Origin of the sequence: Leifsonia poae, from assembly GCF_050632195.1 — a bacterium.
GTDB classification, from domain to species: domain Bacteria; phylum Actinomycetota; class Actinomycetes; order Actinomycetales; family Microbacteriaceae; genus Leifsonia; species Leifsonia poae_C.
In genome coordinates, this window is the sequence record NZ_CP192580.1 from 404110 (window position 1) to 430507 (window position 26398).

Genomic DNA, 26398 nt, shown 5'->3' on the forward strand with positions numbered 1-26398 from the left:
GGATTCCTCCAGCGGTAAGTGGTCAGGATGCGGCACTGTCGGCGGCCGCATCGCCGACGGCGCGGAGCCGTCCGGCCTGGGCCTGCGCGTCGGGAACACCGAGCCCGAACAGCGCGTTCGCTGCGTCGACGACGGCCTGGGCGTCGCCATCGCGGGCGAGCTCACGAGCGCGAACCGACGGCGTGTGCAGCAGAACCCCGGCAAGGTGACGTAAGGCGGTCTCGGTCTCGTCGCTGGAGTCGCCGCGGCCTCGGGCCCGTTCGATCTCCGCGTCGAGCACGTCGAACACGTGCTTGCGCAGAGCCACGAGCGCCGGGGTGACCAGCTGTTCGGCGGACTGGGCGGCGAACTCGGCGGCCGCCTCCCCGACGATGAGGCGTGCATCCTCGGTGGCGTTCAGCTCTTCGAGCGGTGCGTGCCGGCTGATCGTCTCGAGGTCGAGCAGTTCGGTGCCGGGCAGCTCGGCGACCGTGGGGTCGACATTACGAGGGAGGCCGAGGTCGATGATCAGGCGACGCTCGACGGCGTCGGGCATCTCGAGCGCACCGGCCAGCTGGCCACGGGTCAGGATGGGGTCTGTCGCCGCACTGCAGGTGACCACGATGTCGCTCTGCGCCAGAACATCGACGAGCTCGCCGGCGAGCACCGGCAGGATGTCGTGGGAGAGGGCGAACTTGGCGGCGCGGCCGGACGGGGAGAAGACCCGCACATCCGTCACCCCGCGGTCGCGCAGCGCGGCGAGGCTGGCGCCTGCGTACGCTCCGGTTCCGACGAGGAGCACACGGGTCTGCGACCAGTCGGTCACCCGGCTCTCGGCGAGGTCGAGCGCGAGACGCACCATCGACCGGCCCGCCGTGGTGATGCCCGTGCGGTTCTTCACCCCGCGCGACGTGCGCGACGCCCCCTGGAAGAGTCGTTCGAGCTCGCTCGTGACGGTTCCGAATGCGCGCGCTCCCTCGAGCGCACGGCGAACCTGCCCTGCGATCTCGCCCTCCCCGACGACGACGGATTCGAGACCGCTCGACACCGCGAACAGGTGCTCGGCGACGCCGTGGTCGCAGATGACCGTGCTGGAATCGCGGAGCTCGTCCGCGTCGATCCCGGTCGCCGAGCTGACGGCCTGGATCACGGTCTCGACCGAGACGGCGCGAGCGGCGGTGAGGGGCTCGTCCACATCGAGGTACGCCTCGAAGCGATTGCAGGTGGCGAGCACCACGGAACCGCTGATGATCTCGGAGTGTTCCGAGAGTGCCGCTTTCACGGCCGGAGCGTGAAGCTCGAGCCGTTCCAGGAGGTCGAAGTCTGCCGTCCGGTGACTCGACGAGAAGCACAAAAGCACGTAGTGAGCCTACGCTCGCCACGCCCGAACCTCGAATCCGGGAGGGCCCGGAAACGCGCGTACAGCAATCATTCCAAGCGCTTTGACAGAATCATGGGGTGAACACCCTCGACCCGACCCATCCGCTGAGTGCCGGCCGCACCGCATCCTCTCGCCTCGTGCGCGCCTATCAGGGCGTTCGGCAGGAGGTGACGCCGGTCTGGTTCATGCGCCAGGCGGGCCGCTCGCTTCCCGAATACCGCGAGCTGCGAGTGGGCACCATGATGCTCGACGCCTGCCTCGATCCCGCCCTCGCGAGCGAGATCACCCTGCAGCCGGTCCGCCGTCACGGCGTCGACGCGGGCATCTTCTTCAGCGACATCGTGATCCCGTTGCGTCTCGCGGGCGTCGACGTGGACATCGTCCCGGGAAAGGGCCCGGTCATGGGTTCGGCCGTGCGCACCGCGGAAGACGTGGCGCGGCTCACGGAGATCGATCCGAACTCCCTCGACCCCGAGACGTTCGCGCCGATCACCGAAGCGGTGAAGCTCACGATCGCCGAACTGGATGAGACCCCGCTCATCGGGTTCGCGGGGGCGCCGTTCACCCTGGCTGCCTATCTGGTCGAGGGCGGCCCGTCGAAGGACCACATCAAAGCGCGCACCCTGATGCACGCCGATCCCGCATCCTGGGCGAAGCTCATGGAGTGGACCGCCGACCTCACGGGAGCGTTCCTCCGCGCCCAGGTGCTGGCCGGAGCGAGTGCGGCCCAGCTATTCGACTCGTGGGCCGGCGCGCTGTCGCTCGGCGATTACACGGAGTACGTGGCTCCCGCGTCCACTCGCGCCCTCTCGCACGTGCGCGACCTGACGTATGAGGTCCCCGGAGCCGAGGAGCCCGAGACCCGCAACGTGCCGATCGTGCACTTCGGCGTCGGCACCGGTGAGCTGCTCAAGGCGATGCACGAGGTCGGGGCCGACGTCGTCGGCATCGACTACCGCATCCCCCTCGACGAGGCGAGCCGCCGACTCGGTCACGTCGTGCCGCTGCAGGGCAACATCGACCCGGCGATGCTCGACGCGCCCTGGGCCGTGCTCGAGGCACACGTCACCGACGTTCTGGCGCGGGGAACGGATGCTCCGTCGCACGTCCTCAACCTGGGTCACGGCGTGCCCCCGGAGACCGACCCGGCTGTGCTCACCCGGCTGGTCGAGTTCGTCCACGGGCGGTGACCGCAGTGGAGCAGCCTCCCGAAGACGCCGTCCGGCACGCGGCCGAGGCGCCTCCCACGCGGATCGTGGTGATCGGCGGCGGGATGGCGGGCCTGGTGGCGGCGTACGACTGCGCCCGCCCGGGCTTCACCGTGACGCTGCTCGAGGCTTCTGACCGCTTCGGCGGCTCGGTCGCCGCTCTCGAGGTCGACGGCGTCACTGTGGATGCGGGAGCCGAGAGCTTCGCGACTCGGGGAGGCCACGTCGCCGAACTCATCGGGCAGCTCGGCCTCGCCGACGATGTCGTCAAGCCGAACCCGTCCGGAGCGTGGGTGCGGTTCGGCCGTCAGACCGTGCCGCTCCCGAAGGCCGGACTCCTCGGCATCCCGAGCTCTCCGCTCGCGAGCGACGTCGTGCGGGCGATCGGGTGGGGCGGCGCCTGGCGCGCATACCTCGACCGGCTCATGCCCGTGCTGAAGATCGGTCAGGAGCGCAGCCTCGGCGTGCTGGTGCGCAAGAGGATGGGCAGGAAGGTTCTCGAGAGGCTGGTCGCCCCCGTCGCGACCGGGGTCTACTCGGCCGATCCCGACGACTTGGACATCGAAGTGGTCGCCCCGGGACTCAACTCGGCGCTCACCCGGCTCGGCACGCTCTCCGGCGCGGTCGGCGAGCTGCGCGCTCAGGCCAAGGCCGGCAGCGCGGTCGGCGGCATCCGGGGCGGGATGTGGCGGTTGCCCGCGGCGCTCGCCGAACGTCTCCGCGACGCCGGCGCCGAGCTCCGCACCACTGCTGCCGTCGCTGCCGTGGAGCCTTACGAGGAGCCGTCGGTCGAAGAGCGGCTCGAGGCGGAGTTGACACTGGATTCCGACGGTCGAGTCATCGAGACGGATGCGGCCGAAGCGGACCCCAGCCGTTGGGTCGTCCGTCTGGCCGACGGTGAAGAGTTGCCCGCGGATGTCGTGATCGTGGCGGTTCCCGCATCCGGAGCCCTGAAGATCCTCGGCACCGCCTCGGGGAGCCTGCTGCCGCTGGGCGACCTGGAGTGGCCTGATGCGTCGAGCGTCGAGCTCGTGACTCTCGTCCTCACGAACGCGAGCGTCGCGGATGCACCAAGGGGAACGGGCGTGCTGGTCGCCGACTCCGAGTCTTCGGACGTGACCGCCAAGGCGATGACGCACTCCACCGCCAAGTGGGCGTGGCTGGCCGAGAACGTCGGCGAAGGTAAGCACGTCATCCGTTTGTCTTACGGTCGGGCGGGCAAACCCTCCGAAACCGAAGCCCTCTCGGACGACAGGATGCGCGAACTCGCCATCGCGGATGCTGGCAGACTCCTGGATATTCCTCTCGCGGCATCCGACGTCTCCGGCTTCGCTCGCACGCGCTGGACCAACGCCCTGCCGTACGCCGCGCTGGGCGAAGGGGACCGCATCGCCCGCGTTCGTGCGGATGTCGCCGAGGTCGAGGGGCTCGAGGTCACGGGTTCCTGGCTGACGGGCACGGGCCTGGCATCGGTCATCCCGGATTCCCGCGAGGTGGCTACTCGCGCCAGGGGTCTACGCTGGAGGGCACTGACCGAGAACCTTTGACGAACGGGGTGGCAATGCGGGGCAAGCTTCTCTTTGTGGCCGGGGCGGCGGTGGGCTACGTGCTCGGCGCACGGGCCGGACGCAAGCGCTACGAACAGATCAAGTCGGCGGCGACCAAGGTCTGGGAGTCGCCGGGCATCCAGACCCAGGTGAACGCCGTCGAAGACTTCGTCGCCGCGAAGATCGGTGATGTTCCCGGTGCACTGTACGAGGGCGCCAAGAAGTTGGCGGGTCAAGCCGCAAACCGCCAGAAGAACCGGTCGTCGAGCAGCTCCCACGAAGCGGCAGCCGGCTCGACCGCCGGCGCAACGGCCGCCGGCACAGCCACGATGGATTCGGCCGACTCGGGCGCTTGAGGCGCACCGGCCTAGGAGTACGGTGCAGCTATGACTAACGACGAACGCGCGAGGACGCGATCGCTGTTCGCGCTGATCTCCGATCTGCCGCGTCTCCTCATCCAGTTGCTCAAGGCCGAACTCGCCCATCTGAAGGCCGAGTTCGCCGAAAAGGCCAAATATGCCGGTGTCGGCATAGGCCTCATGGTCGTGGCCGCTACGCTCCTGTTCTTCGCGCTCGGAACGCTGGTCGCAGCCGCGATCCTCGGCATCGCCGTCGCGCTGCCTGCTTGGCTCGCGGCGCTGATCGTCGCCGTCGCGATCCTCGTGATCGCCGCGATCCTGGTCTTCGCCGGCATCGCATCCTTCAAGCGGATGAACGGGGTGGCTCCCTCGGAGACGCTCGACAGTATCCGGGAAGACACCGAGGCGTTGAAGGGGATGGGTCGCTATGACAACTGAGAAAGACGCGCGGCCGAACGCCGACCAGTCGAAAGCCACGCCGCCGGTCGACGTGAAGCTGGCCCGGGCCGAACTCGCCGAGACCCTCGACGCGATCGAGTACAAGCTGAACGTCCCGAAGCGCACCGCCGAGAAGGTCGAGCGGCTCCGCAAAGAGAACCCGCTGGCTCTCGTCGCTATCGCCGTGACGGCGGCCGCGGCAGTAGCCGGGGCCGTCTGGTTGATCGTCCGGGGAACCAGGAAGTAGGCGCGGAGGGCGCCGCGCTTTTGGTGCTCACAGGATTCAGAGGGAGACTGTGAGGTATGACTAACCCGGCTGCCACACCGGCAGATTCGAGCGCCCCCGAAGAAACAACGAACGGCTTCACCCTCTGGGCGGTTCTCCGCCGTGATCCCGCCCGACCCGACGACCTCGACGGTACCGACGTCCCGCGCGCGGTGCAGGAGCTGGAAGGCGTGATCGCCGACCTCGAGCTCCAGAACGTGACCACTCGCGGCCTCTACGACGTCTCCGGCCTGCGCGCCGATGCCGACGTCATGATCTGGATCCACGGTCCCGAGGCCCACACCCTGCAGTGGGCCTTGCGCCAACTGCGCCGCACCCGTCTGCTCAAGGCGCTGCTGCCCACCTGGAACGCGATGGGTGTGCATCGCGACGCCGAGTTCAACAAGTCGCATGTGCCCGGGTTCCTCCGCGGCATCCCTCCGCGCGAGTGGCTGACGGTCTACCCCTTCGTCCGCAGCTATGAGTGGTACCTGCTTCCCGACGAGGAGCGCAGCAAGATGCTCTCGGAGCATGGCCGCAAGGGCGCCGCGTTCCGCTCGGTGCTCGCCAACACGGTCGCGTCCTTCGCGCTCGGCGACTACGAGTGGATCCTCCCGCTGGAGTCCGACGAGCTCACCGACCTCGTCGACCTGATGCGCGACCTGCGCCAGACGGATGCGCGCCGCCACGTGCGCGAAGAGGTCCCCTTCTTCACCGGCCGGCGCATCGAACCCGCCGAGCTCGTGGAGGTACTCCAGTGACCGAGGTCGATACGACCGCCCGGGTGCTGGGCGCGACGCCCGCCGCAGCCTCGGGTGCGCCGTTCGTCACCGAACCGGTGGCCTACGACGCGATCCTGCTCGCCGGCTTCGGCGGCCCGGAAGGCCAGGACGACGTCATCCCGTTTCTCCGCAACGTCACCCGCGGTCGCGGTATCCCCGAGGAACGCCTCGAGGAGGTCGCCCACCACTACCGCCACTTCGGCGGCGTGAGCCCGATCAACGACCAGAACCGCGAACTGAAGACCGCGCTGGAGGCGGAGCTCGCATCCCGAGGCATCGACCTGCCGGTGCTGTGGGGCAACCGCAACTGGGACCCGTATCTCAAGGACGCGCTGGCCGAGGCGAGCCAGCAGGGTCTCAAGAAGATCATCGCGATCGCCACGAGCGCGTACTCGTCGTACTCCAGCTGCCGTCAGTACCGCGAGGACTTCGCGATCGCACTGGAGGAGACCGGCCTCGAGGGCACCATCCAGATCGACAAGGTGCGTCAGTTCTTCGACCACCCCGGATTCGTCGAGCCGTTCATCGAGGGCGTGCGCGACGGGCTCGCCGAGATCCAAGAGAAGGTGCCGGGCATCGATCCGGCGACCGAGATCGAGATTCTCTTCTCAACCCACTCCATCCCCTCGGTCGACGCGGCCAAGTCCGGTCCGGCCGAGCGCGGCTTCGGAGAGGGCGGCGCCTATGCGGCGCAGCACCTCGCGGTTGCCGAGGTCGTCGCCCACGCTGCGACGGATGCTGCCATCAAGTGGCAGCTCGTCTATCAGTCGCGCAGCGGACCGCCGTCGATGCCGTGGCTCGAACCCGACATCAACGACGCCATCGCCGAGCTGCCGGCCAAGGGCATACGGGCGGTCATCATCGTTCCGCTCGGTTTCGTGAGCGACCACATGGAGGTGCTCTGGGACCTCGACAACGAGGCGATGGAGTCGAGCGAGCAGGCGGGACTCGTCGCGGTGCGCGTCCCGACGCCGGGGACCCACCACGCCTATGTGAAGGGTCTGGTCGACCTCGTGCTCGAGCGCCGCGATGGGGTTCCCGTCGACCAGCGTCCCGCCATGACGAAGCTCGGCCCCTGGTACGACGTCTGCCGACCGGGATGCTGCGAGAACGCGCGCCTCGGCTTCAAGCCGGCCGCCGCGGGGCTCGCGCCGTGAACGCCTCGGTGATCACCGCATCCGGCCCGTCCGAGCGACGGGATGGCGTTCTGCGCGTCGGCACCCGGGGAGTGCGCTGGCGCTCGCTCAGACCACGACCGTCGCCGAGGCGATCGCGAAGGCCACCGGTCACGACGTCGAACTCATCACGGTGACCACGCACGGAGACACCTCGAAGGATTCCCTCGCCGAGCTGGGCGGAACCGGCGTCTTCGCCAGCGCCCTGCGCGAGGCGCTGCTCGCCGATGAGTGCGACCTGATCGTGCACTCGCTGAAAGACCTGCCGACGGATGCTGTCCCCGGGCTCGTCATCGGGGCGATCCCGAAGCGGGCGGATGCGCGTGACGCGCTCTGCGCGCGTGACGGGCTCACCCTCGAAGCGCTCCCCGAGGGTGCGCGTGTCGGCACCGGATCGCCGCGTCGCGTCGCGCAGCTGAAGGCTCGCCGTCCGGATCTCGACGTGGTCGACATCCGGGGCAACGTCGACACGCGCCTCGGTCGCATCGCCGAGGGCGACCTCGATGCTGTCGTGCTCGCCGCCGCCGGCCTCAAGCGGCTCGGCCGCTCCGACGCTGCAACCGACACGTTCTCGCTCTCCGAGGTGCCGACGGCTCCCGGTCAGGGCGCTCTCGGCATCGAGGTGCGCACCGCCGACGAGAAGGGCCGCGGCCCGGTCGCCAAGGCACTTGCCGCGATCGACCATGCGACATCGCGCGCGTGCGCCATCGCAGAACGGACCGTGCTCGCCGGGCTCGAGGCGGGATGCGCGGCTCCGATCGGGGCGACCGCCATCGTCGACGACGGACTTCTCTTCCTCACCGCGACCGTGTACCGGCCCGACGGATCCGAGCAGCTCACCGCATCCCACGCCGCCACCCCCGACTCGATGAGCCGCCACGACCTCGAGGTCGCCGCCGTCGATGTCGGTAAGCGGGCGGCGGAGGAGTTGCTGGCAGCCGGCGCGGCGAACCTGGCGCCGCTCGGGGGCTCGCGATGAGCGCCTCCACCGGACCGATTCCCACCGTCGGCAAGCCCCTGGCCGGATGGCGCGTGCTCGTGCCGCGCGGCGGCCCCTGGGGCGACTCCGTCGCCGCAGACCTGCGCGCCAAGGGGGCGTCCCCGGTCGTCGCCGCAATGATCAACTTTGCGCCGACCGCGGATGCACCTGCCCTCGAGGCAGCACTCGCCCGCTTGGCCGCCGGGGAGTTCGACTGGATGACCGTCACGAGTGCCACCACCGTCGACGTGCTCAGCGCGCAGCGCGCGGTCGTGCCGGCGTCGACCCGTGTCGCGGCGGTCGGGGAGACGACCGCGGCTGCGCTCGTCGCTGCCGGCTACAAGGTCGACCTCGTGCCGTCGGACGACAACTCGGCCCGCGGACTGCTCGAGGAGTGGGAGACCGCGACCGCCGGGGTTGTGCCGCTGCGCGTGCTCACCCTCCGTTCCGAGATCGCGAAACCGCTCCTCACCGAGGGCCTCAAGCGCATCGGCCACGATGTCGAGTCGGTGGTTGCGTACCGCACGATCGGCGTCCCGGTGCCGGAGAACGTGGTGTCCGACGTCGCGGACGGACTGGTGCAGGCGATCCTCGTCACCAGCGGTTCCGTGGCGGAGCAGGTGCAGAGCCAGCTCGGCCCCATTCCCGAGAGCACCCTCGTCGCCGCTATCGGCCCCCAGACCGCTCGCGATGCTCAGTCCTTCGGCCTCCGCGTCGACGTCGTCGCCGAGGAGCGCACCGCCGCATCCCTCATCGCCGCAGTCGTCGCCGCCGCGACCGCCGCCCACTGACCGGCGCCTCACCCCCTCACCCCATCCCCACCCACCCGCCCTGCCCCCACCCGCCCCGGCCCCCATCCGGATGCAGGAGATTCGGCCCGGAAACGGCCGAGATCTCCGTAACGACGGAGACTTCAGCGGCGCGTCGGCCGAATTCTCCGGAATTGCGTCACAGTCCCACCCTGTGAGCGCGTGCAGGATGCGCGCCGCGGGCGGACGTAGGCTTGTTCGGTGACCGATGTGACGCATCCTGTTGTCCGCCCCCGACGTCTTCGGCAGTCCCCGGCTCTACGCCGGCTGACCGCGGAGACCCGCCTGCACCCCGCCGAGCTGATCCTGCCGATGTTCGTGCGGGAGGGCACGCCCGAGCCGCTGCCCATCCAGTCGATGCCCGGCGTCGTTCAGCACAGCATCGACTCCCTGAAGCGCGCCGTCGCCGAGGCGGCCGAGGCCGGCGTCGGCGGTGTGATGCTGTTCGGTGTCCCGGAGACACGGGATGCGGTGGGCTCCGGCGCCACCGACCCCGACGGCATCCTGAACGTCGCCACCCGCGCCGTCGCTGCTGAGGTGGGCGACGCGATCGTCCTGCAGACCGACCTCTGCCTCGACGAGTTCACCGACCACGGCCACTGCGGTGTTCTGGATGCGCGCGGGCACGTCGACAACGACGCCACGCTTATCCGCTACCGGGACATGGCGATCGCCCAGGCCGAGGCCGGTTCGCAGCTGCTCGGGCTCAGCGGGATGATGGACGGCCAGGTCGCCGCCGTGCGCGACGCCCTCGACGAGGCCGGTCACACCGACACCGTCATCCTCGCCTACGCCGCCAAGTACGCCTCGGCCTTCTACGGCCCGTTCCGCGAGGCCGTCGACTCCCAGCTCTCGGGCGACCGTCGCGCGTACCAGCAGGATCCCGCCAACCGTCGCGAGGGCCTGCGCGAAGCGCGACTCGACCTCGAGGAGGGTGCGGACGTGCTGATGGTCAAGCCGGCGCTCAGCTACCTCGACGTGCTGTCGGATGTGGCCGCGTTCAGCGACGTCCCGGTCTGGGCGTACCAGGTGTCCGGCGAGTACGCGATGGTCGAGGCGGCCGCCGCGAACGGCTGGATCGATCGTCGTCGCATCATCGAGGAGACGCTGATCGGCGCTCGCCGGGCGGGTGCCGACGCCGTCATGACCTACTGGGCGACCGAGGTCGCGAGGTGGCTTCGATGAGCGACGACATCGCCGCGCTCGCCGACGGCGCGCAGCTCTCCGACGTGAACCTGGCGCAGTTCGAGCGCGCCCAGCGCGTGATTCCCGGGGGTGTGAACTCGCCGGTGCGAGCGTTCCGCTCGGTCGGCGGAACCCCGCGCTTCATGGTCTCGGCGATCGGCCCGTACATCACGGATGCGGAGGGCCGCGAGTACGTGGACCTCGTCGCGTCTTGGGGTCCCGCGATCCTCGGCCACGCGCATCCTGCCGTCGTCGCCGCCGTGCAGGAGGCTGCCGCGCGTGGTCTCTCGTTCGGCGCATCCACCCCCGCGGAGACAGAACTCGTCGAGGCGGTGATCGCGCGGGTGCCCTTCGTGGAGAAGCTCCGCCTGGTCTCGACCGGCACCGAGGCGACCATGACGGCCATCCGTCTCGCCCGCGGTTTCACCGGTCGTCCACTGCTCATCAAGTTCGCCGGTCACTACCACGGCCACTCCGACGGTCTCCTTGCCGAGGCGGGCTCGGGCCTGGCCACGCTCGCGATGCCCGGCTCTGCGGGAGTCACGGAAGCCACGGCCGCGCAGACCCTCGTCCTGCCTTACAACGATCTGGATGCGGTCAGAGCAGCGTTCGAGCAGCACGGTCCCGACATCGCGGCCGTGATCACCGAGGCGGCCGCGGCCAACATGGGCGTGGTGCCGCCGGATGCCGGCTTCAACGCGGCACTGACCGACCTCGCCCATGAGTTCGGCGCGCTGCTGATCCTCGACGAGGTGCTGACCGGCTTCCGGGTGAGCGACGCCGGCTTCTGGGGACTCGACCGGGGCTATTCGCCCGACCTGGTCACCTTCGGCAAGGTCATCGGCGGTGGGATGCCCTTGGCCGCGCTGGGCGGGCGCGCCGAGCTGATGGACTTCCTCGCTCCGACCGGCCCGGTCTACCAGGCAGGCACGCTGTCCGGGAACCCGGTCGCCGTCGCCGCCGGGCTGGCCACGCTCGCCAACGCCGATGCTGCGGTCTACGATCGCCTTGACCTCGTCGCCGACACCGTGTCGACCGCCGTCTCAGATGCGTTCGCGGCCGCGGGAGTCGCGCATCGCGTGCAGCGCGCCGGCAACCTGTTCAGCTTCGTCTTCGGCGACTTCGCCGCAGAGCCTCGGACGTACGCCGAGGTGCAGACGCAGGAGGCCTACCGCTATCGGGCATTCTTCCACGCCATGCTCGACGCCGGGGTCTCGCTGCCGCCGAGCGTCTTCGAGGCGTGGTTCGTGACGGCGGCGCACGACGACACGGCGGTGGACCGCATCCTCGCGGCGCTGCCCGCGGCGGCCGCCGCTACCGCGGCGGCACGCCCCTAAGCGGTCGCGAGTCGAGACCCGACGCCGGGGGCCGAGGCCAGATGGTCACACGTCGGGGTCAGCCGCCGACCGGGACACCGACTCCACGTACGAGTACGTCGCCTCCTCGGGCCACCCGTCGGAGTCGACGAGCGAGTACACGTCGAACGTGAGCTGCCCGCCGCCGCCGGACGGGCGCCGCAGGGTGCGGGGCGGGCGGTCGGATGACGCGCGCACCGTGACCGTCTGCGGCCGCGCATCCTGTCGCAGGAGGCGGGCGTGAAAGGTGGTCGTGCGGCTCATCGTCAGGCCTGACCGTGGGATGCGCGGGACCGCCGTGAAAGGGAGTCGATGACGACAGCGAGCAGCGTCACGACACCGGTGATCATGTACCGGTACGAGCTGTCGAGGTTGAGCAGGATCAGCCCATTTGAGATCGACTGGATCACCAGGATGCCGACCAGCGCCGACCACGCCCGGCCGCGTCCGCCGAACAGGCTCGTACCGCCGATGACGGCCGCTGCGATGGCGTTCAGGCTGGTGTCCGTCCCGCCGCTCGACAGCGACACCGATGCGAGACGTCCGGCGGCGAGCACACCGCCGAGGGCGGCGAAGCTCGAGCACAGCACGAACACGCTGATGTAGACCCGGTTGACCCGGATGCCCGCCCTGCGTGCCGCCTCCACCGAACCGCCGACCGCGTACACCGACCGACCCCACTTCGTGCGCCGCAGCAGGTAGTTCATCAGCGTCACGAGCAGCACGAAGAGCAGGAACATCGCGCCGACGCCGCGGTCTTTCGCGAGGTACCAGACCACGACGCACAGGGCGATTAGGAGGAGCCCGGCCTTGAGCGCCATCAGCGAAACGGATCCCTCGGAGAGCCCGGCGTTGCGGCGACGCACGTTCGTGCGCCAGTCGGTCAGGAACATCCCGATGGCCGCCAGTCCCGCGAACGTGTACGCGAGCCAGGGCGGCAGGAACAACTGCTGCGTGAAGAACACCAGCGGGGAGTCGTACGGGATGTTGATGGTGCTGTTCTTGCCGAGCACCCAGAACTGCAGGCCGAGCACGGTCAGCAGCGCAGCCAGGGTGATCAGAAAGCTCGGCACCCCGAATGAGGTGAACAGGAGCCCGTAGATCAACCCGAGCACGCTGCCGGCCAGGATCGCACCGATGATCGAGAGGGGCAGCGGCCAGCCGAAGTTCACGAAGGTCACCCCGACGATCACCCCCGAGAGACCGCTCACCGAGCCGACGGAGAGGTCGATCTGGCCGATGAGCAGCACCAGCACGATGCCGATCGCGATCGTTCCGACGGCCGCGCATTGTACGGCCAGGTTCACGAGGTTCTGCGGCGACAGGAAGGTCGGATTGAGCAGCTGGAAGACCGCCCAGATCAGCACGAGGCCGACCACGACCGGCAGGGAGCCGAGGTCGCCGCCGCGCACGCGGTGCCCGAAGGCCGTCACCGCATCGCGGAGGCCGCCGGCGCGGGCGAGTCGCGCATCCGTCACCGGAGTGGGAGCCGTGCTCGGTCTGGTGCGGGTCATACGAGGCCGTCCCTGTTGAATCGGTCGAGCTCGTCGTCGAAACCGTCGTCGTCGAATCCGTCGGCATCGAATCGGTCGGTCGCTCCGAGTCGCTCGGCGCGGCGGCTCACCACGTTGTCGGTAGCGCCGGTGATGGCCGAGATGATGTCTTCATAGCTGACGTCGGGGATGCGGAAATCTCCGTTGTTGCGGCCGAGGCGCAGCACGATCACACGGTCGGCGACGGCCTGCACGTCGGCCATGTTGTGGCTGATGAGCACGACGCCGAGCCCGCGTTCGCGGAGTCGCTCGATCAGGTTGAGCACCTCGGCCGTCTGGGCGACGCCGAGGGCGGCGGTCGGCTCGTCGAGGATGACGATGCTCGGGTCGCCGACCAGCGACCGGGCGATCGCGACCGTCTGCCGCTGCCCGCCCGAGAGCGAGGCGACAGCGACGCGAACCGAGGGGATGCGCGCCGACAGCTGCCTGAGCAGCGTCCACGACCTGCTCTCCATCTCCTCCTCGTCGAGCGTCCCGTGTGTGATCTCGCGGCCGAGGAAGAGGTTCGAGACGACGTCGAGGTTGTCGCAGAGCGCGAGATCCTGAAACACGGTGGCGATCCCGAGTTCGCGCGATGCGGCGGGACTCGGGATGCTCACGGTCTCCCCGTCGAAGGTGATGGTCCCAGCATCCTGAGGGTGCACGCCCGCGAGGATCTTGATCAGCGTCGACTTTCCGGCGCCGTTGTCCCCGACGATCGCCACGACCTCGCCGGCGTGCACCTCGAAGTCGACGTCGACGAGTGCCTGCACGGCGCCGAACCACTTCGAGATGCCGCGCATCGCGAGTACGGGCCGGCGAGGAACGGTCTCGTCGGCGAAGTCGGTGGATTCCAGCGTCACTGTGTTTCTCCTATCCGATTCCGTGCTCGGCACAGGCGGACTTGTAGTCGGTGCAGATCTTGGCGACGGTGTTGGGACCGTAGAACTTGTCCTTCACGACGGTGTCTTCTACGTTGTTGGCCCGCACGGGCGTCACACTCAGCAGGAACGACGGGATGTCCGTTCCGGCCACCCGAACCATCGTCTCGCCCTCGGGATGCTCGCGTTTGGTGAGGGCGACCGCCAGCTGAGCCGCCTTCTCCGCCTCGGGCTGAATGGCCTTGTACACGGTCATGTACTGGTCGCCCGCGAGGATGCGCTGAATAGCGGCGAGTTCCGCATCCTGACCGATCACCGGTCGGATGGGCGACACGTCGGCCGCCTTCAGCGACGCGATCGCCGCCCCCGCCAGCACGTCGTTGGCCGCGTAGATCCCGTCGATGCGGTCGCCGTACTGGGTGATCTGGCCGGTGACCCAGTCCTGCGCCTTGGCCGGGTCCCAGCCGGGTGTGTCGTACTCGGCGAGCAGCTTGTACCCGCTCTTGTCGATGACCTCGTGGGCGCCCTTCTTGAAGAGCGACGCGTTGTTGTCGGTGGGCGATCCGTTGAGCATCAGGATGCCGTGGTCGCCTTTGCCCTTGTCGTCGGCCCGCAGCTTCTCCACGAGCGCCTGCGCCTGCAGCTTTCCGACCTTCTCGTTGTCGAAGGAGATGTAGTAGTCGAGGTGCTCACTGTTGACCAGACGGTCGTAGGAGATGACGGGGATGCCGTTCGACTGCGCATCCGCCGCGATGGAGGCGGCGGCCTCGGAGTCGAAGGGGTCGAGCACGAGCACGCTCACGCCCTGGGCGAGCATCGACTCCGCCTGTTGCTGCTGCTTGCTCGCGTCGCCGTCGGCGTTGGCGTAGAGCAGTTTGCAGCGCGGGCAGAGCGACTTGAGCTCGGCCGCGAAGTACGGCTTGTCGGCGTTCTCGTAGCGCGCCGTCACCGAATCGGGCAGCAGCAGTCCGATCTTCGCGGTCTCGGGGTCGACTTTCGGAGCGCTGCCGGGGGTGACGGCATTTTCGCAAGCCGAGAGCGCCAGGGTCACGAGAAGCGCTGATGCGGTCGCGGTCAGGATGCGCGCGATCTTCATGGGTGCCTCCGTTCGGCTGCTGGCAGTGGCTGGTTTCGGGTGGTCATCGGATTCCGGTGGTCATCGGTTCGGGTGGTCATCGGTTCGGGTGGTCATCGGGCTCATGGTCAGAAGGAGATCAGGTCGCCGCCGACGGTTGCGCGATCGACGGCGTAGACGACGGCGCCGAGGGTCGCGGCGCGGGTGCCGAGCTGGCCCTCGACGATCTCGGGCGTGAGAGAACCACCGCCGATCACCGACCGTTCGACGGCGTGCCGCAGCGGACCGAGAAGCAGTTCGCCCGAGCGGGCGAGCTCGCCGTCCACGACGACCAGCTCGGGGTCGAACAGGTTGCAGAGGTTCGCGGTCGCCTCGCCGATGTGCCGCCCGGCGTCGCCGATAGCACGGATGCAGCGCGCATCCCCAGCCTTCGCCTGCGTCACGACGTCACCGAGTTTCAGGCTGCCGAGGTGGTCGCGCAGCTCGTCCAGGATGGCGGGGCCGCCCGCGATGGCCTCGAGGCAGCCGCGGTTGCCGCAGCGGCAGAGTGGCCCGTTCTCCCGGATGACCATGTGGCCGAACTCGCCCGCGATCCCGTGGGCACCGCGGTACAGCTGTCCGTTCAGGCTGAGCCCCGCGCCGATGCTGTCGGCGATGTCGAGGGTGACGGTGTTGCGCCTCCCGCGTGCGGCTCCTAGGCGGGTTTCGGCGAGCGCGGTCAGGTTGGCCGCGTTGTCCACCCAGACCGGGCGCTTCACACGGCGTTCGAGGGATTCCGCGATGTGCACGCCGTCCCAGCCCCGCATCATCCCGAGGCGGGCGATCGTGCCCGTGGCCTGGTCGACCGGTGCGGGAAGGGCGACGCCGACGGCGAGCACTTCGTCACGACGTGCATCCACCGACTCGAGCATGTCGGTCAGCAGTAGCGAGATCTTGTCGAGCTCGTTGTCGGCCCGGTGGTCTTTCGCGAGCGGCATGTGGTGCTCGGCGACCACCGTGTGCGCCACGTCTGCGAGGGCGATCCGCATGTGCCGTGTCGAGACGTGCACACCGACCACGAGACCGAGTGCGTGGGCGAGCGTCACATGCTGGGCGCGACGGCCGCTCCGGATGCTCTGCGACGTGTTGAGGACGCCCGAGCTGGCCAGCTCCTTGACGATGTTCGACACCGTCGCGGGGGAGAGCCCGGTCGCTCCGGCGAGCTCGATCTGGGTCAGGCCGCCGTGCCGTTTGATGGCGTTGACGATGCGCGCCCGGTTCGCCTCGCGCAGCGAAGTCTGCGATCCCGGAGTCCGACGCTGCGTTGCCACCAGATGAGCGTACATTGCCGTGCTGGAGCCCGCCCGGCTGTGCGATCCCGCAGGCAAGAGGGTTATGTCTTTGTGAACATTCGACGCCCAGGATGCGCGTCCGAGTTGGCAGGATAGAGGCATGGCCGATTTGCACGTTCACCCCGACCGTCTTGAGATTCACCTCACGCCGGCGGAGAAGGTGCTCGCGCTCAAACGGGAAGACCTGGTGGTGCCGCGGGAGAGCATCCGGTCGGTCGCCATCACCGAAGACCCGTGGATCTGGATCCGCGGCATCCGTGCTCCCGGAGCCAGCGTTCCGCTCGCGCTCGCTGTCGGCACCTGGAAGTTCCACGGCGGCAAAGACTTCCTGCTCATCAAGGGCAAGCAGCGCGCCGCGGTCGTGATCGACCTGGAGGGCGAGGAGTACTCGCGCATCATCGTCTCGACCCCGCACGCGACGAAGCTCATCGAGACGCTCCGCCTCGACGCCAGCGAGACGGCCGACGGCGGCGAGTTCATCGACTAGCGAGCACCGCTAGCCGCACCGCTAGCCGATCGTCAGCAGCACCAGCCCGACGAGCGGCAGCACCCCTTGCAGCAGCGCGGCGCGCAGGTAGCGGCCGCCGGTGGTGAGCAGCACGATCGCTGCGAGCACCATGCAGGTCGCGCAGAAGAAGACCAGCCCGAATCCGACCTGGTGCAGGGTCGTCCAGTACAGCACCAGTCCCACGGCTGCGCCGCCGGCGAGGAACAGGTTGTAGAAGCCCTGGTTGTATGCCATCGGCCGCACCGCGTCTGCATCGCGCTGGTCCGGGATCCCGAATCTGCGCCAGACGCCCGGTGACGACCACAGCACGCTCTCCATCGCGAAGAACCCCACGTGCACGATGACGGCCGCCCCGATCAGGATTGTTCCGATGATGGCCATGGCGTGAGCCTACGCTTATGGCTTATGGAAGCAGTGGAGACATCTTGCGTGATCGCCGGGGGCGGGCCGGCGGGCATGATGCTGGGCCTGATTCTCGCCCGCGCGGGTATCGACGTCGTCGTGCTGGAGAAGCACAAGGACTTCTTCCGCGATTTTCGCGGCGACACGATCCACCCATCGACGATCTCGGTGCTCGGCGAGCTCGGGCTGCGCGAGCAGTTCCTGGGGCTGCCGCACAACAGCATCCGCACTCTGGATGCGGTCATCAACGGCTCCCGGCTGCACCCGATCGACTTCGGCAAGCTCGAGCCTCCCGACGACTTCCTCGTGCTCGCGCCGCAGTGGGACTTCCTGAACTTCCTCGCTGCTGAAGGCGCCGGGTTCCCGACGTTCCACCTGCTGATGGAGACCGAGGCGATCGACGTCATCGACGACGGAGGCGTGATCCGAGGCGTCGTTGTGCACGGTCCCGACGGCGAGCGGGAGGTGCGCGCGCCGCTGACGGTGGCCGCGGATGGACGCGATTCGCGCATCCGGACCGCCGCCGGTCTGCGCCCGCGCCGTTTCGGGGTCGGGATCGACGTGCTCTGGTTCCGGGTGCCGAAGCCCGAAGTGGTGCCGCCCAGCACACTCGCGTACATCGATCACGGGGCGATGGTGATCACGATCGACCGCGGCGACTACTACCAGGCCGGAATGATCATCCCGAAGGGCGGCTTCGACGAACTGAAGACCGGCGGCATCGAGGCGTTCCGCACACAACTGGTCGCAGCGGCCCCGGTTCTCGAGTCGGTCGCCGACGCGGTCGCCGGCTGGGACGACGTGAAGCTGCTCTCGGTGCAGATCAACCGCCTCGAGCGTTGGTACCGCAGCGGCCTGCTCGCGATCGGCGATGCTGCGCACGCGATGTCGCCGGCATTCGGGGTGGGTGTCAACTACGCCGTTCAGGATGCGGTCGCCGCCGCCAACGCACTCGCTGAGCCCCTGCGCTCCGGCTCCGTCGACCTGCGCGTCCTCGACGCCATCCAGGAACGGCGACTGCCGCCCGTGCGCCGGATGCAGAATCTTCAGTTGGCCGCCCACGAACGGATCGCGAAGCCCGGCGGCCTGGCCTTCCTGCCGAATCCGATGCCGCGTGCCCTGCACCTGGCGATCGGCGCGGCCACACCCGTGATCCAGAAGCTCACCGCGCGGATGATCGGCCGCGGCTTCCTGCCGGAGTCCGTCGCTCCCGAGCTGCGCGAGCCCGCCCGGGTCGGCGTGTGACTCAGGCCGGCAGCATCAGGCCAACAGCATCAGAACGAAACCGACGAGTGGCAGCGTTCCCTGGATGAGCGCCGCGCGAACGTAGCCGCGCCCGGTCGTCACCAGCACGATCGCGGCGGCGACCATGCTCGCCATCGTGAACAGGATCAGCGCCAGCCCGGCCGCGTGCATCCCGACCCCGTAGAGGATGAGGCCGACGATCGCCCCGATCGCGAGGAACAGGTTGTAGAAGCCCTGGTTGTACGCCATCGGCCGTGTCGTGTCCGCGGCCTCCTGGCTGGCTACACCGAAGCGCTTCCAGATGGCGGGTCGCGCCCAGGCGACGCTCTCCATGATGAAGATGCCGATGTGGAGGGCCGCTGCGAGGGTGACGAAAACCGTGGCGAGGACGATCATGCCGCCAGCTTAGGGGTGCGGATGCGCGGTCGCCGCCAGCCGCGCCCGCCCGGCAGTCAGAGGCCCTCGCGCCCCAACCCCTCGCGCCCCAAACCCACGCATCTCAGGCGCGCACGTCCACCACGGTACGGCCCCGCAGCTCGCCGGCGAGGATGCGCTCCGCAGCGGGCACCGCATCGGCCAGCGGGATCACCGTCGTCATCCCTGCGAGCGCGTCCGCATCGAGGTCCGTGGCCAGTCGACGCCAGGCCGTGTCGCGAAGGGCCGGCGGCGCCTCGACGCTGTTGATCCCCACAAGCGTGACGGCGCGAAGGATGAACGGCAGCACGGTCGCGGGCAGGTCCGACCCCTGCGCCAGTCCGCACGCAGTCACCGTTCCGCCGTAGACGGTCTGCGCGAGGGCGTTGGCGAGAGTGTGGCTGCCGACAGCATCCACCACCCCGGCCCAGCGCTGGCTCTGCAGCGGCTTGCCCGGATCGGTCAGCTCGGCCCGGTCGATGATCTCGCTCGCGCCCAGCCCCCTCAGATAGTCGGATTGTTCGGCCACCCGGCCCGTTGACGCCGTAACCGGGTAACCCAGTTTGGCGAGTATCCCGATCGCGACCGACCCGACGCCGCCAGCCGCGCCCGTGACGAGCACACTCAAGCCCGCCTGGCGAACGGCCTCGGGGTCGACGCCGTTGCGCTCCAGAGCCAGCACGGACAGCATCGCGGTGAACCCCGCGGTTCCGATAGCGGCCGCCTGCTCGGTGGTGAGCGATTCGGGAACGCGCACGAGGGCATCCCCGCGAACGCGAGCCCGCTCGGACAGGCCGCCGTGATGACTCTCGCCGGCGCCGTCACCGTTCAGCACCACGCGATCGCCCGGATTCCAACGCTCGTCGGCCGACTCCGCCACGACACCCACGATGTCGATCCCGGGGATGAGCGGCGAGACCCGAGCCACGCCAGGGCGCCCTGCGATCGCCAGTCCGTCCTTGAAGTTGAGCCCCGAGAACTCGACCGCGATCGTCACGTCGCCGGGCATGAGGAAGGCGTCGGTGACGCGCCTGACCTCCGCGGTGTGCGCGAGGATGCGCCCCGCATCCTTCTCCTGCTCGATCACGATGGCCCGGAAATCAGTCATGGCTGTCACCATACGCCGGGGTCGGGCGGGCACCGGAGCGTGCCTCAGGATGCGCTAGTTGAGCATCCGGGTGCCCGCCGGCACTGTGCCGCCCGCGTAGAGCGCAGTCGCCGTGTCCTGCAGTGTCGTGAGCACGACCCGCTGCGTCCACGGACCATAGGAGATGCGTGCGACGCCCAACTCCTGCAGCCTCGCGGGAGGCACGGATCCGGGGTAGCCGATCACACTCAGCTTGCGCGCGCCCAGGCCGCCGACGAGCTGTTCGATCGCCGCCTCGTCTAGGGGACCGGGGACGAAGACGCATGCGGCGCCCTCGTCGAGGAAGGCCCGGCCACGGCGCACCGCCTCGGCGATCTTCTCGTCGGGGGACAGTTCTGGCGCCTTGATGAACGCATCGGTCCGGGCGTTGAGCGCGAAGGGGACGCCCTCGGCCTCGGCGGCGGTGATCGTCGCGCGCACGGCAGCGACGGCCTCGTCGAACGGACGCATGGCGTCTTCGAGGTTCGCCCCGACCGCTCCGATGCCGATCGCGCGGCGGATGGTCTCGCCCGCATCCCCGTACCCGGCTTCGAGATCGGCCGAGACGGGCTGGTCGACGGCATCGACGATCCGTCCGATCGCGGTCAGCATCAGGTCGAGAGGGATGCGCTCGCCGTCTTCGTATCCGTGCGATGCGGCGATCGAGTGGCTGGCGGTCGCCAGCGCCCGCGTCTCGGGGAGAGCGGCGATCGCCTTGGCGCTCACCGCATCCCAGACGTTCACGACCTGCAGTAACTCCGGCGCCTCGTGCAGCCGCCACAGCTCGCGCGCCCGGTCGATCTTCTCGCTCTGCTCGCTCATGCACCCCACACTAGGCCGCCCCATTCGGCTGTGGACACCCCCGCCGTAGGATGGCCCCATGCCGCAGACGACGGTGACCAAGACCCGCTCCGCTCAGGCGCGTCCGCGCTCGGTCAGCGTCGTCGTTGACTACTCGTTCTTCGTCTTCGGCGGCGCCTCGGCTGTCTGGCTCGCCTGGCTGGTGTTCACCGAGAGCTTCAGCTGGGGCTGGTTCCTCTTCCTCTTCTTCGTTCTGTTCTGGGTCGTGCTCGCGTACCTGGTGCTGCCTCGGTTGCACCGCATCCTGACGTCCATCTACGTGCCCGACTACTTCATCGGCCGGGCCAGAACGAGCGACGGCCTGCTCGGCGACCCGATCAACCTGGCCGCACTCGGCACCGAGGCGCAGCTCGATGAGGCGATGCGCAAGGCCGGCTGGACCCGAGCCGACGACGTGACCCTTGGCACGAGCCTCCGTATCATCAGTTCGACCATCCGGCGCAAGAGCTACGACGAGGCTCCTGTCAGCCCGCTGTTCCTCTTCGGCCACCAGCAGGATGTCGCGTATCAGCAGGAGGTCAAGGGCAACCCGGCGAAGCGTCATCACGTGAGGTTCTGGCGCTGTCCCGACGGTTGGCTCCTACCAGGCGGCAACCGGGCGGATTGGATGGCCGCGGGCACGTTCGACAGGGCCGTCGGCTTCTCGCTGTTCACGATGCAGGTCACCCACAAGATCGACGCGAACACGGACATCGAGCGCGACCACATCGTCTCCACGCTTCAGGATGCTGAGGTCGGCGTGACCGTGGACCTCATCAAGGACTTCTCCACCGGCTACCACGCGCGCAACGGCGGTGGAGACACCATCGAGACCGACGGCGATCTGCCCGTGATCGACGTGCGTGGGGTGGCCGTCGACTCCGCGGCCATCGCCGTCTCGGATCAGGCGGATGCGCGCCGCGCCGCGCTCGCCGAACAGCGCCCGGTCCCGACGACCCTCGGCTTCCTCCTGATGCTGCTGCGCGTGGTCGCGGGCGGCCTCACTGTCGCGCTGACCGTCATCGAGTGGCACCGGGTCGTGCAGTCACAGCTGGTCGCCGAGGCCGGCATCGTCGACCCGCCGTCCAGGGCGACCGTCGAGATCGTGGTGGCCGTGGTGATGGGGTTGCTGGCGTTCGGGCTCGTGATCTACCTGCTCGTCGCGGTCCTGGTGTTCCGCGGCAGCAACTGGGCCCGCATCGCGGCGATGTCGCTGAGTGCGCTGTTCATCATTGCGACGGCGATCGACTACTTCAATGGCGGCCCTCAGGTCTCGCTCCACAACAACCTTCTCGGCCTGCCGCTCGACATCCTCGTCGTCCTGGCGCTGTCGTCCCAGCGCGCCCGCCTGTGGGCCCGTGGCCGCAAGCAACGGCGGCGCGGGATCGATGCACTGCTCACGACGAACACGGCGGCCGACGACACGACGATCCGCTAGCGAACTCGTCCCTGAAGTCCCCGGAGTGATCTCCCGGATCCGGGAACCATTGCCGCCGCTTCCGTGTTGCCGCCATCATGAACAGCATGCCTCCAGTCATCGTCATCGTCTGGATCGTCTCGTTCGTGCTCGTGACGGTCACCGTCACGGGTCTGTCGCGCAAGGTCGGCTGGTCGGCGCCGGTCGTACTGGTGGCTGTGGGAGCGGCCGTCTCATTCATCCCCGGCGTGCCCGCGGTCGAGCTGGAGCCGGACCTTGTGCTGTACGGGCTGCTGCCGCCTCTTCTGTTCGCGGCTGCCATCCAGACCTCGTTCGTGGATGTGCGGGCCAGGCGCGACAGCATCCTGCTGCTCTCGGTCGGCTTGGTCGTGTTCACCGTGATCGTCGTCGGGTTCGCGACCTGGCTCGTGGTCCCCACGCTCACACTGGCTGCCGCTTTCGCGTTCGGTGCGGTTGTCGCTCCGACGGACACCGTGGCGGTCACCGCGATCGCCGGACGGTTGCACCTCCCGCGTCGACTCGTCACGGTGCTGGAGGGGAGAGTCTTCTCAACGACGCCACCGCCCTCGTCGCACTGAACGCGACGATCGCGGCCATCGTCAGCGTCGTCAATCCGTGGGCGATCGCCGGGGACTTCGTGCTGGCCGTGGTCGTCGGCGTCGCGGTCGGTCTCGGTCTCGGCTATCTGATCGCGGCCATCCGGAAGCAGTTGCGGGCCCCCGTGCTCGACACTTCGCTCGCGCTGATCACGCCGTATCTCGCGTTCATCCCGGCGCAGCTCCTTCACGGGTCGGGAATCCTCGCGGTGGTCGTCTCCGGACTGTTCCTCGGGTATCGGTCGCCGACCATCCAGACCGCCGAAGCGAGGATCGCCGAGACGATCAACTGGCGCACGATCTCGTTCCTGCTCGAGAACGCGGTCTTCCTCTTCATCGGACTCGAGCTCGCGGGCATCCTCAGCAGGGCATTCACGTCGGGGATCACGGCGCTTCAGACCGTTCTGATCTGCGTCGTCGTGCTCTTCGCCCTCTTCCTGGCGCGGTTCGTCTGGATGGTGCTGACGACCGCCATCTACCGATACGGCCCCGAACGACTTCGAGAGCGCGGCTGGAGCTGGCAGACCGGCATTGCGGTGTCGTTCGCCGGGATGCGCGGGGTGGTCACGCTCGCCGCCGTGTTCCTCTTGCCGAGCCAGACCCCGCACCTCGAGTTCCTGCAGTTCCTCGCCTTCGTCGTTGTCGCGGCGACGCTGCTGGAGGGGCTCGCCCTGCCGTGGATCATCCGCAGGCTCAAACTGCCGGCGCCTGACTTCGCGCAGGAGGCGAGCGAGATGCAGCGGTTACTGGCGGAGGCCCAGACGGCCGGGCTCGCGAAGCTCGACGACGAGGTCACCGGTGACGAGGATGAGCGCGTCATCGAGCGACTCCACATCAACGCGGTCTTCCTGGCGCAGGCCCTCGAGAACCCGACACCCGACGGAAGCGTCGACGCACCGATCGAGTACCAGCGACTGCGTCGTTCGATGATCAAGGCCGAACGCGCAGCCGTCCTCCAAGCGCGGACCGAGGGCCGCTACCAGGAGCTCGCGGTGCGGTCGGTGCTCGCCTTCCTCGATGCGGAGGAGGCGGCGCTCAAGTCGTCCGGTCCGAAGAAGCCGCTGAACTGAGCCCGCGCGGCGTGCGTTCCGAAGGTGGTCAGGCCTGAACCGCGTGAGCCTCGCAGAACACATCGGACTCGTTCTCGCACACCACGAGCTGCTCGCGGCACGACGGATCGGCGCAGTTCCGCATCCGCTTCGAGGCGGTGCCGCACACCACACAGTGGCCGATGACCTCGGTGTGGTCGCTGAAGTCCATCGACCCCCGGCCGTCGAACACGTACAGCGAGCCGTCCCAGAGGCCGTCATCGCCGAACGTCTCTCCGTACCGCACGATCCCGCCGTCGAGTTGGTACACCTCTCCGAACCCGCGCGACTTCATCAGCCCCGACAACACCTCGCACCGGATGCCCCCGGTGCAGTAGGTGACGACGGCCTTGTCCTTGAGGTGGTCGTATCGACCGCTGTCGAGCTCGGCCACGAACTCGCGGGTGTTCGACACATCCGGAACCACCGCATCCCGGAACCGCCCGATCTCAGCCTCGAATCGGTTGCGGCCGTCGAAGAAGACCACGTCGTCACGCTCGGCGACGAGCGAGTGCAGGGCAGCCGGGTCGAGTTTCGTGCCGCCGCCGACGACTCCGGATGCGTCGACCTGCAGCTCACCCGGAGCGCCGAAGCTGACGATCTCGTCGCGTACCTTCACCGACAGGCGCGGAAAGTCGAGGCTGCGTCCGTCGTCGTCGAGCCCGGTTCCCTCGCTCCACTTCACGTCGAGGTTCTTGAACGCGGGGTAGTCCTTCGTCTTGCGCAGGTACCGCTTGAGCGCGCGCAGGTCGCCGCCGAGGGTGCCGTTCATTCCGTCGGCGGAGAGAAGGATGCGCCCGCGCAGCCCCAGCGACTCGCACAGGTCGCGCTGCCACAGGCGTACCGCATCCGGATCGGGCAGCGGCGTGAACGCGTAGTAGAGGATGATCTTCGGCTGGGACACCGCACAATGGTAGGCGGTTCGACCTGTGGGCACTCTCAGAGCCCGAGCGATGCGCGGATTTCGTTCGTTCATCTGCATCCGCAATGCTTGGGGCGTACAGTGCAATCGCATCCGGCGACGGCAAGGGGCGACAGGCGTCAGAAGGAGGTGGGTCGATGAGCACCCTCGTGATCATCCCTACCTATAACGAGCGCGAGAACGTGGCCTCGATCGTGGGACGGGTGCGCGCGGCGACGCCCGAGGTCGAGGTGCTCGTCGTCGACGACAACTCTCCCGACGGAACCGGGGCGCTCGCTGACGCGCTCGCCGCAGCCGACGCGAATGTGCACGTCCTGCACCGCGCTGGCAAGAACGGCCTCGGTGCCGCGTACCGCGACGCGATGCGCTGGGCGCTCGACGCGGGATACACGCGGATCGTCGAGATGGACGCCGACGGCTCCCATCAGCCCGAGCAACTCCAGCGGCTCCTCGCCGCGCTGCGACCGGAGGGCGCCGAAGGTGCCGAGTCCGCCGGGACCGGCGCGGACGTGGTGCTCGGCTCGCGCTGGGTGGCCGGCGGAGGCGTCGAGAACTGGCCGGCCCATCGCCGCCTGCTCTCCCGGGGCGGTAGCGCATACTCGCGGATCGCTCTCGGAATCCGCGCCCGAGACGTGACCGGCGGTTACCGCGCCTTCACCGCCGATGCTCTGAATCGCATCCATTTCGCCGATGTCGACAGCCAGGGTTACTGCTTTCAGATCGACATGCTCCGACGCGCATATGGGGCCGGGCTCACCGTCGCCGAAGTTCCGATCACCTTCGTGGAGCGGGAGCGGGGCGCCTCCAAGATGACGAGCGGCATCGTCGCCGAGGCCATGCTGCGCGTGACCGGCTGGGGGATCACCGGCCTGCCGACGCGTTTCCGTGGTCGCCCGCAGCCCGCCCCGACTGTCGGCCACACGGTGGAGCACTGACCGTCCGCTGACAGTCCCACAGCCGCTGTCGACCTCCGGGCACCGCCGGGCGTAGCGTGAACTTCATGTCTGTGAACGATCCGTTCGAGCGCTTCGGCGCCGTCCCTCATTTCGACCTGACCAGCGACGATGTCGCAAACGACCAGCCCCTCACACGGGCGCAGTGGGGTTCCGGCGGTGGCGGGCAGGATCTCTCGCCGCAGCTCAGCTGGAGCGGCTTCCCGCCGGAGACCAAGAGCTTCGTCATCACGGTCCACGATCCGGATGCGCCCACCGGCTCAGGATTCTGGCACTGGGCCGTGTACAACATCCCGGCCTCGGTCACCTCGATCGCAAGCGGTGCAGGTGCAGAGGGAGGAGCATCCCTGCCCCAGGGAGCGGCGATGCTGTCGAACGAACTCGGCGCGAAGAGCTTCACCGGGGCCGGGCCGCCACCCGGAACGGGCACGCACCACTACAACATCGTCGTTCACGCACTCGACGTCGAGAGGCTCGACCTCGATCCGTCGTCGACCCCCGCGATCCTCGGGTTCAACGCGCACTTCCACACCCTCGCGCGCGGCTTCCTGGTCCCTATCGCCACGGCGGGGGACATCTAGCTCG

26 protein-coding genes and 2 pseudogenes are annotated in these 26398 nt (G+C 68.8%); 17 read left to right on the top strand and 11 right to left on the bottom strand.

Annotated elements, in window-relative coordinates; translation table 11 throughout:
- Positions 1-22 precede the first annotated feature (22 nt).
- Entirely contained in the window at positions 23-1339 is a 1317-nt protein-coding gene (locus ACQ86A_RS02210) for a glutamyl-tRNA reductase (RefSeq protein ID WP_431279003.1), read from the bottom strand.
- Between the two features lie 98 nt (positions 1340-1437).
- Here ACQ86A_RS02210 and hemE point away from each other — a divergent pair, with 98 nt between their 5' ends.
- The 11 genes and pseudogenes from hemE to hemL all read left to right on the top strand — a co-directional run bounded on the left by hemE (position 1438) and on the right by hemL (position 11444).
- Complete coding sequence (gene hemE, locus ACQ86A_RS02215) at positions 1438-2550, top strand: uroporphyrinogen decarboxylase (protein WP_431279004.1); 1113 nt, start codon at positions 1438-1440, stop codon at positions 2548-2550.
- Positions 2547-4115 (top strand): protoporphyrinogen oxidase, encoded by a 1569-nt coding sequence (gene hemG, locus ACQ86A_RS02220; protein ID WP_431279005.1) that lies wholly within the window; start codon positions 2547-2549, stop codon positions 4113-4115. Before hemE ends, hemG begins: the two co-directional genes overlap by 4 nt.
- Before the next feature lie 14 nt (positions 4116-4129).
- Positions 4130-4471, top strand: coding sequence for a hypothetical protein (locus tag ACQ86A_RS02225; RefSeq protein WP_431279006.1), 342 nt, complete (start codon positions 4130-4132; stop codon positions 4469-4471).
- Positions 4472-4501: 30 nt separating this feature from the next.
- The gene (locus tag ACQ86A_RS02230) at positions 4502-4912 is read left to right on the top strand and encodes a phage holin family protein (protein ID WP_431279007.1); all 411 of its coding nucleotides are present in this window, start codon (positions 4502-4504) and stop codon (positions 4910-4912) included.
- Positions 4902-5159 (top strand): DUF3618 domain-containing protein, encoded by a 258-nt coding sequence (locus ACQ86A_RS02235; RefSeq protein WP_431279008.1) that lies wholly within the window; start codon positions 4902-4904, stop codon positions 5157-5159. Before ACQ86A_RS02230 ends, ACQ86A_RS02235 begins: the two co-directional genes overlap by 11 nt.
- Before the next feature lie 56 nt (positions 5160-5215).
- Entirely contained in the window at positions 5216-5938 is a 723-nt protein-coding gene (gene hemQ / locus ACQ86A_RS02240; RefSeq protein ID WP_431279009.1) for a hydrogen peroxide-dependent heme synthase, read from the top strand.
- The gene (locus tag ACQ86A_RS02245; RefSeq protein ID WP_431279010.1) at positions 5935-7116 is read left to right on the top strand and encodes a ferrochelatase; all 1182 of its coding nucleotides are present in this window, start codon (positions 5935-5937) and stop codon (positions 7114-7116) included. The genes hemQ and ACQ86A_RS02245 overlap by 4 nt, the downstream gene beginning before the upstream one ends.
- 8 nt (positions 7117-7124) lie before the next feature.
- A pseudogene (gene hemC, locus ACQ86A_RS02250) lies at positions 7125-8113 on the top strand (hydroxymethylbilane synthase).
- Positions 8110-8904, top strand: a complete 795-nt coding sequence (locus ACQ86A_RS02255; RefSeq protein ID WP_431279011.1) for a uroporphyrinogen-III synthase — start codon at positions 8110-8112, stop codon at positions 8902-8904. Before hemC ends, ACQ86A_RS02255 begins: the two are co-directional and overlap by 4 nt.
- A 228-nt stretch (positions 8905-9132) precedes the next feature.
- Positions 9133-10107, top strand: a complete 975-nt coding sequence (gene hemB, locus ACQ86A_RS02260; protein ID WP_431280510.1) for a porphobilinogen synthase — start codon at positions 9133-9135, stop codon at positions 10105-10107.
- On the top strand, positions 10104-11444 hold the full coding sequence (gene hemL, locus ACQ86A_RS02265; protein ID WP_431279012.1) for a glutamate-1-semialdehyde 2,1-aminomutase: 1341 nt from the start codon (positions 10104-10106) through the stop codon (positions 11442-11444). The genes hemB and hemL overlap by 4 nt, the downstream gene beginning before the upstream one ends.
- 45 nt (positions 11445-11489) lie before the next feature.
- Here the strand turns inward: hemL and ACQ86A_RS02270 are convergent, their stop codons facing one another.
- The 5 genes from ACQ86A_RS02270 to ACQ86A_RS02290 form a co-directional block, all read right to left on the bottom strand.
- Positions 11490-11726, bottom strand: a complete 237-nt coding sequence (locus tag ACQ86A_RS02270) for a hypothetical protein (RefSeq protein WP_431279013.1) — start codon at positions 11724-11726, stop codon at positions 11490-11492.
- 2 nt (positions 11727-11728) lie between these two features.
- The gene (locus ACQ86A_RS02275; RefSeq protein ID WP_431279014.1) at positions 11729-12976 is read right to left on the bottom strand and encodes a sugar ABC transporter permease; all 1248 of its coding nucleotides are present in this window, start codon (positions 12974-12976) and stop codon (positions 11729-11731) included.
- Positions 12973-13797 (bottom strand): ATP-binding cassette domain-containing protein, encoded by an 825-nt coding sequence (locus tag ACQ86A_RS02280; protein ID WP_431280511.1) that lies wholly within the window; start codon positions 13795-13797, stop codon positions 12973-12975. The genes ACQ86A_RS02275 and ACQ86A_RS02280 overlap by 4 nt, the downstream gene beginning before the upstream one ends.
- 70 nt (positions 13798-13867) lie before the next feature.
- Positions 13868-14971, bottom strand: a complete 1104-nt coding sequence (locus ACQ86A_RS02285) for an ABC transporter substrate-binding protein (protein ID WP_431279015.1) — start codon at positions 14969-14971, stop codon at positions 13868-13870.
- A gap of 107 nt (positions 14972-15078) precedes the next feature.
- Positions 15079-16260: an ROK family transcriptional regulator gene (locus tag ACQ86A_RS02290; protein WP_431279016.1), complete on the bottom strand. Its 1182-nt coding sequence runs from the start codon at positions 16258-16260 to the stop codon at positions 15079-15081.
- A 121-nt stretch (positions 16261-16381) separates the two neighbouring features.
- Here ACQ86A_RS02290 and ACQ86A_RS02295 point away from each other — a divergent pair, with 121 nt between their 5' ends.
- Positions 16382-16768, top strand: coding sequence for a hypothetical protein (locus ACQ86A_RS02295; RefSeq protein ID WP_431279017.1), 387 nt, complete (start codon positions 16382-16384; stop codon positions 16766-16768).
- A 21-nt stretch (positions 16769-16789) separates the two neighbouring features.
- On the opposite strand, the gene ACQ86A_RS02300 is transcribed toward ACQ86A_RS02295, so the two are convergent.
- Positions 16790-17170 carry a DUF1304 domain-containing protein gene (locus ACQ86A_RS02300; protein WP_431279018.1) on the bottom strand — a complete coding sequence of 127 codons (381 nt, stop codon included), beginning with the start codon at positions 17168-17170 and terminating at the stop codon, positions 16790-16792.
- Positions 17171-17194: 24 nt separating this feature from the next.
- Between ACQ86A_RS02300 and ACQ86A_RS02305 the strand changes: the two genes are divergently transcribed.
- The gene (locus ACQ86A_RS02305; RefSeq protein WP_431279019.1) at positions 17195-18436 is read left to right on the top strand and encodes an FAD-dependent oxidoreductase; all 1242 of its coding nucleotides are present in this window, start codon (positions 17195-17197) and stop codon (positions 18434-18436) included.
- A gap of 15 nt (positions 18437-18451) precedes the next feature.
- Here ACQ86A_RS02305 and ACQ86A_RS02310 read toward each other — a convergent pair whose 3' ends face one another.
- From ACQ86A_RS02310 to ACQ86A_RS02320, 3 genes are all read right to left on the bottom strand, one after another.
- Complete coding sequence (locus ACQ86A_RS02310; protein ID WP_431279020.1) at positions 18452-18832, bottom strand: DUF1304 domain-containing protein; 381 nt, start codon at positions 18830-18832, stop codon at positions 18452-18454.
- Between the two features lie 103 nt (positions 18833-18935).
- Positions 18936-19958 carry an MDR family oxidoreductase gene (locus tag ACQ86A_RS02315; RefSeq protein ID WP_431279021.1) on the bottom strand — a complete coding sequence of 341 codons (1023 nt, stop codon included), beginning with the start codon at positions 19956-19958 and terminating at the stop codon, positions 18936-18938.
- 54 nt (positions 19959-20012) lie between these two features.
- A complete protein-coding gene (locus ACQ86A_RS02320) occupies positions 20013-20798 on the bottom strand; it encodes an isocitrate lyase/PEP mutase family protein (RefSeq protein WP_431279022.1) in 786 nt (261 codons plus the stop codon).
- Between the two features lie 58 nt (positions 20799-20856).
- On the opposite strand from ACQ86A_RS02320, the gene ACQ86A_RS02325 reads away from it, so the two are divergent.
- Both ACQ86A_RS02325 and ACQ86A_RS02330 read left to right on the top strand, forming a co-directional pair.
- The gene (locus ACQ86A_RS02325; RefSeq protein WP_431279023.1) at positions 20857-22254 is read left to right on the top strand and encodes an LssY C-terminal domain-containing protein; all 1398 of its coding nucleotides are present in this window, start codon (positions 20857-20859) and stop codon (positions 22252-22254) included.
- Between the two features lie 86 nt (positions 22255-22340).
- Positions 22341-23920, top strand: a pseudogene (locus ACQ86A_RS02330) (Na+/H+ antiporter).
- Positions 23921-23948: 28 nt separating this feature from the next.
- Here the strand turns inward: ACQ86A_RS02330 and ACQ86A_RS02335 are convergent.
- Positions 23949-24842 (bottom strand): rhodanese-related sulfurtransferase, encoded by an 894-nt coding sequence (locus ACQ86A_RS02335; RefSeq protein WP_431279024.1) that lies wholly within the window; start codon positions 24840-24842, stop codon positions 23949-23951.
- A 155-nt stretch (positions 24843-24997) separates the two neighbouring features.
- Between ACQ86A_RS02335 and ACQ86A_RS02340 the strand changes: the two genes are divergently transcribed.
- Complete coding sequence (locus tag ACQ86A_RS02340) at positions 24998-25795, top strand: polyprenol monophosphomannose synthase (RefSeq protein WP_431279025.1); 798 nt, start codon at positions 24998-25000, stop codon at positions 25793-25795.
- A 65-nt stretch (positions 25796-25860) separates the two neighbouring features.
- The gene (locus ACQ86A_RS02345) at positions 25861-26394 is read left to right on the top strand and encodes a YbhB/YbcL family Raf kinase inhibitor-like protein (RefSeq protein WP_431279026.1); all 534 of its coding nucleotides are present in this window, start codon (positions 25861-25863) and stop codon (positions 26392-26394) included.
- Positions 26395-26398: the final 4 nt, after the last annotated feature.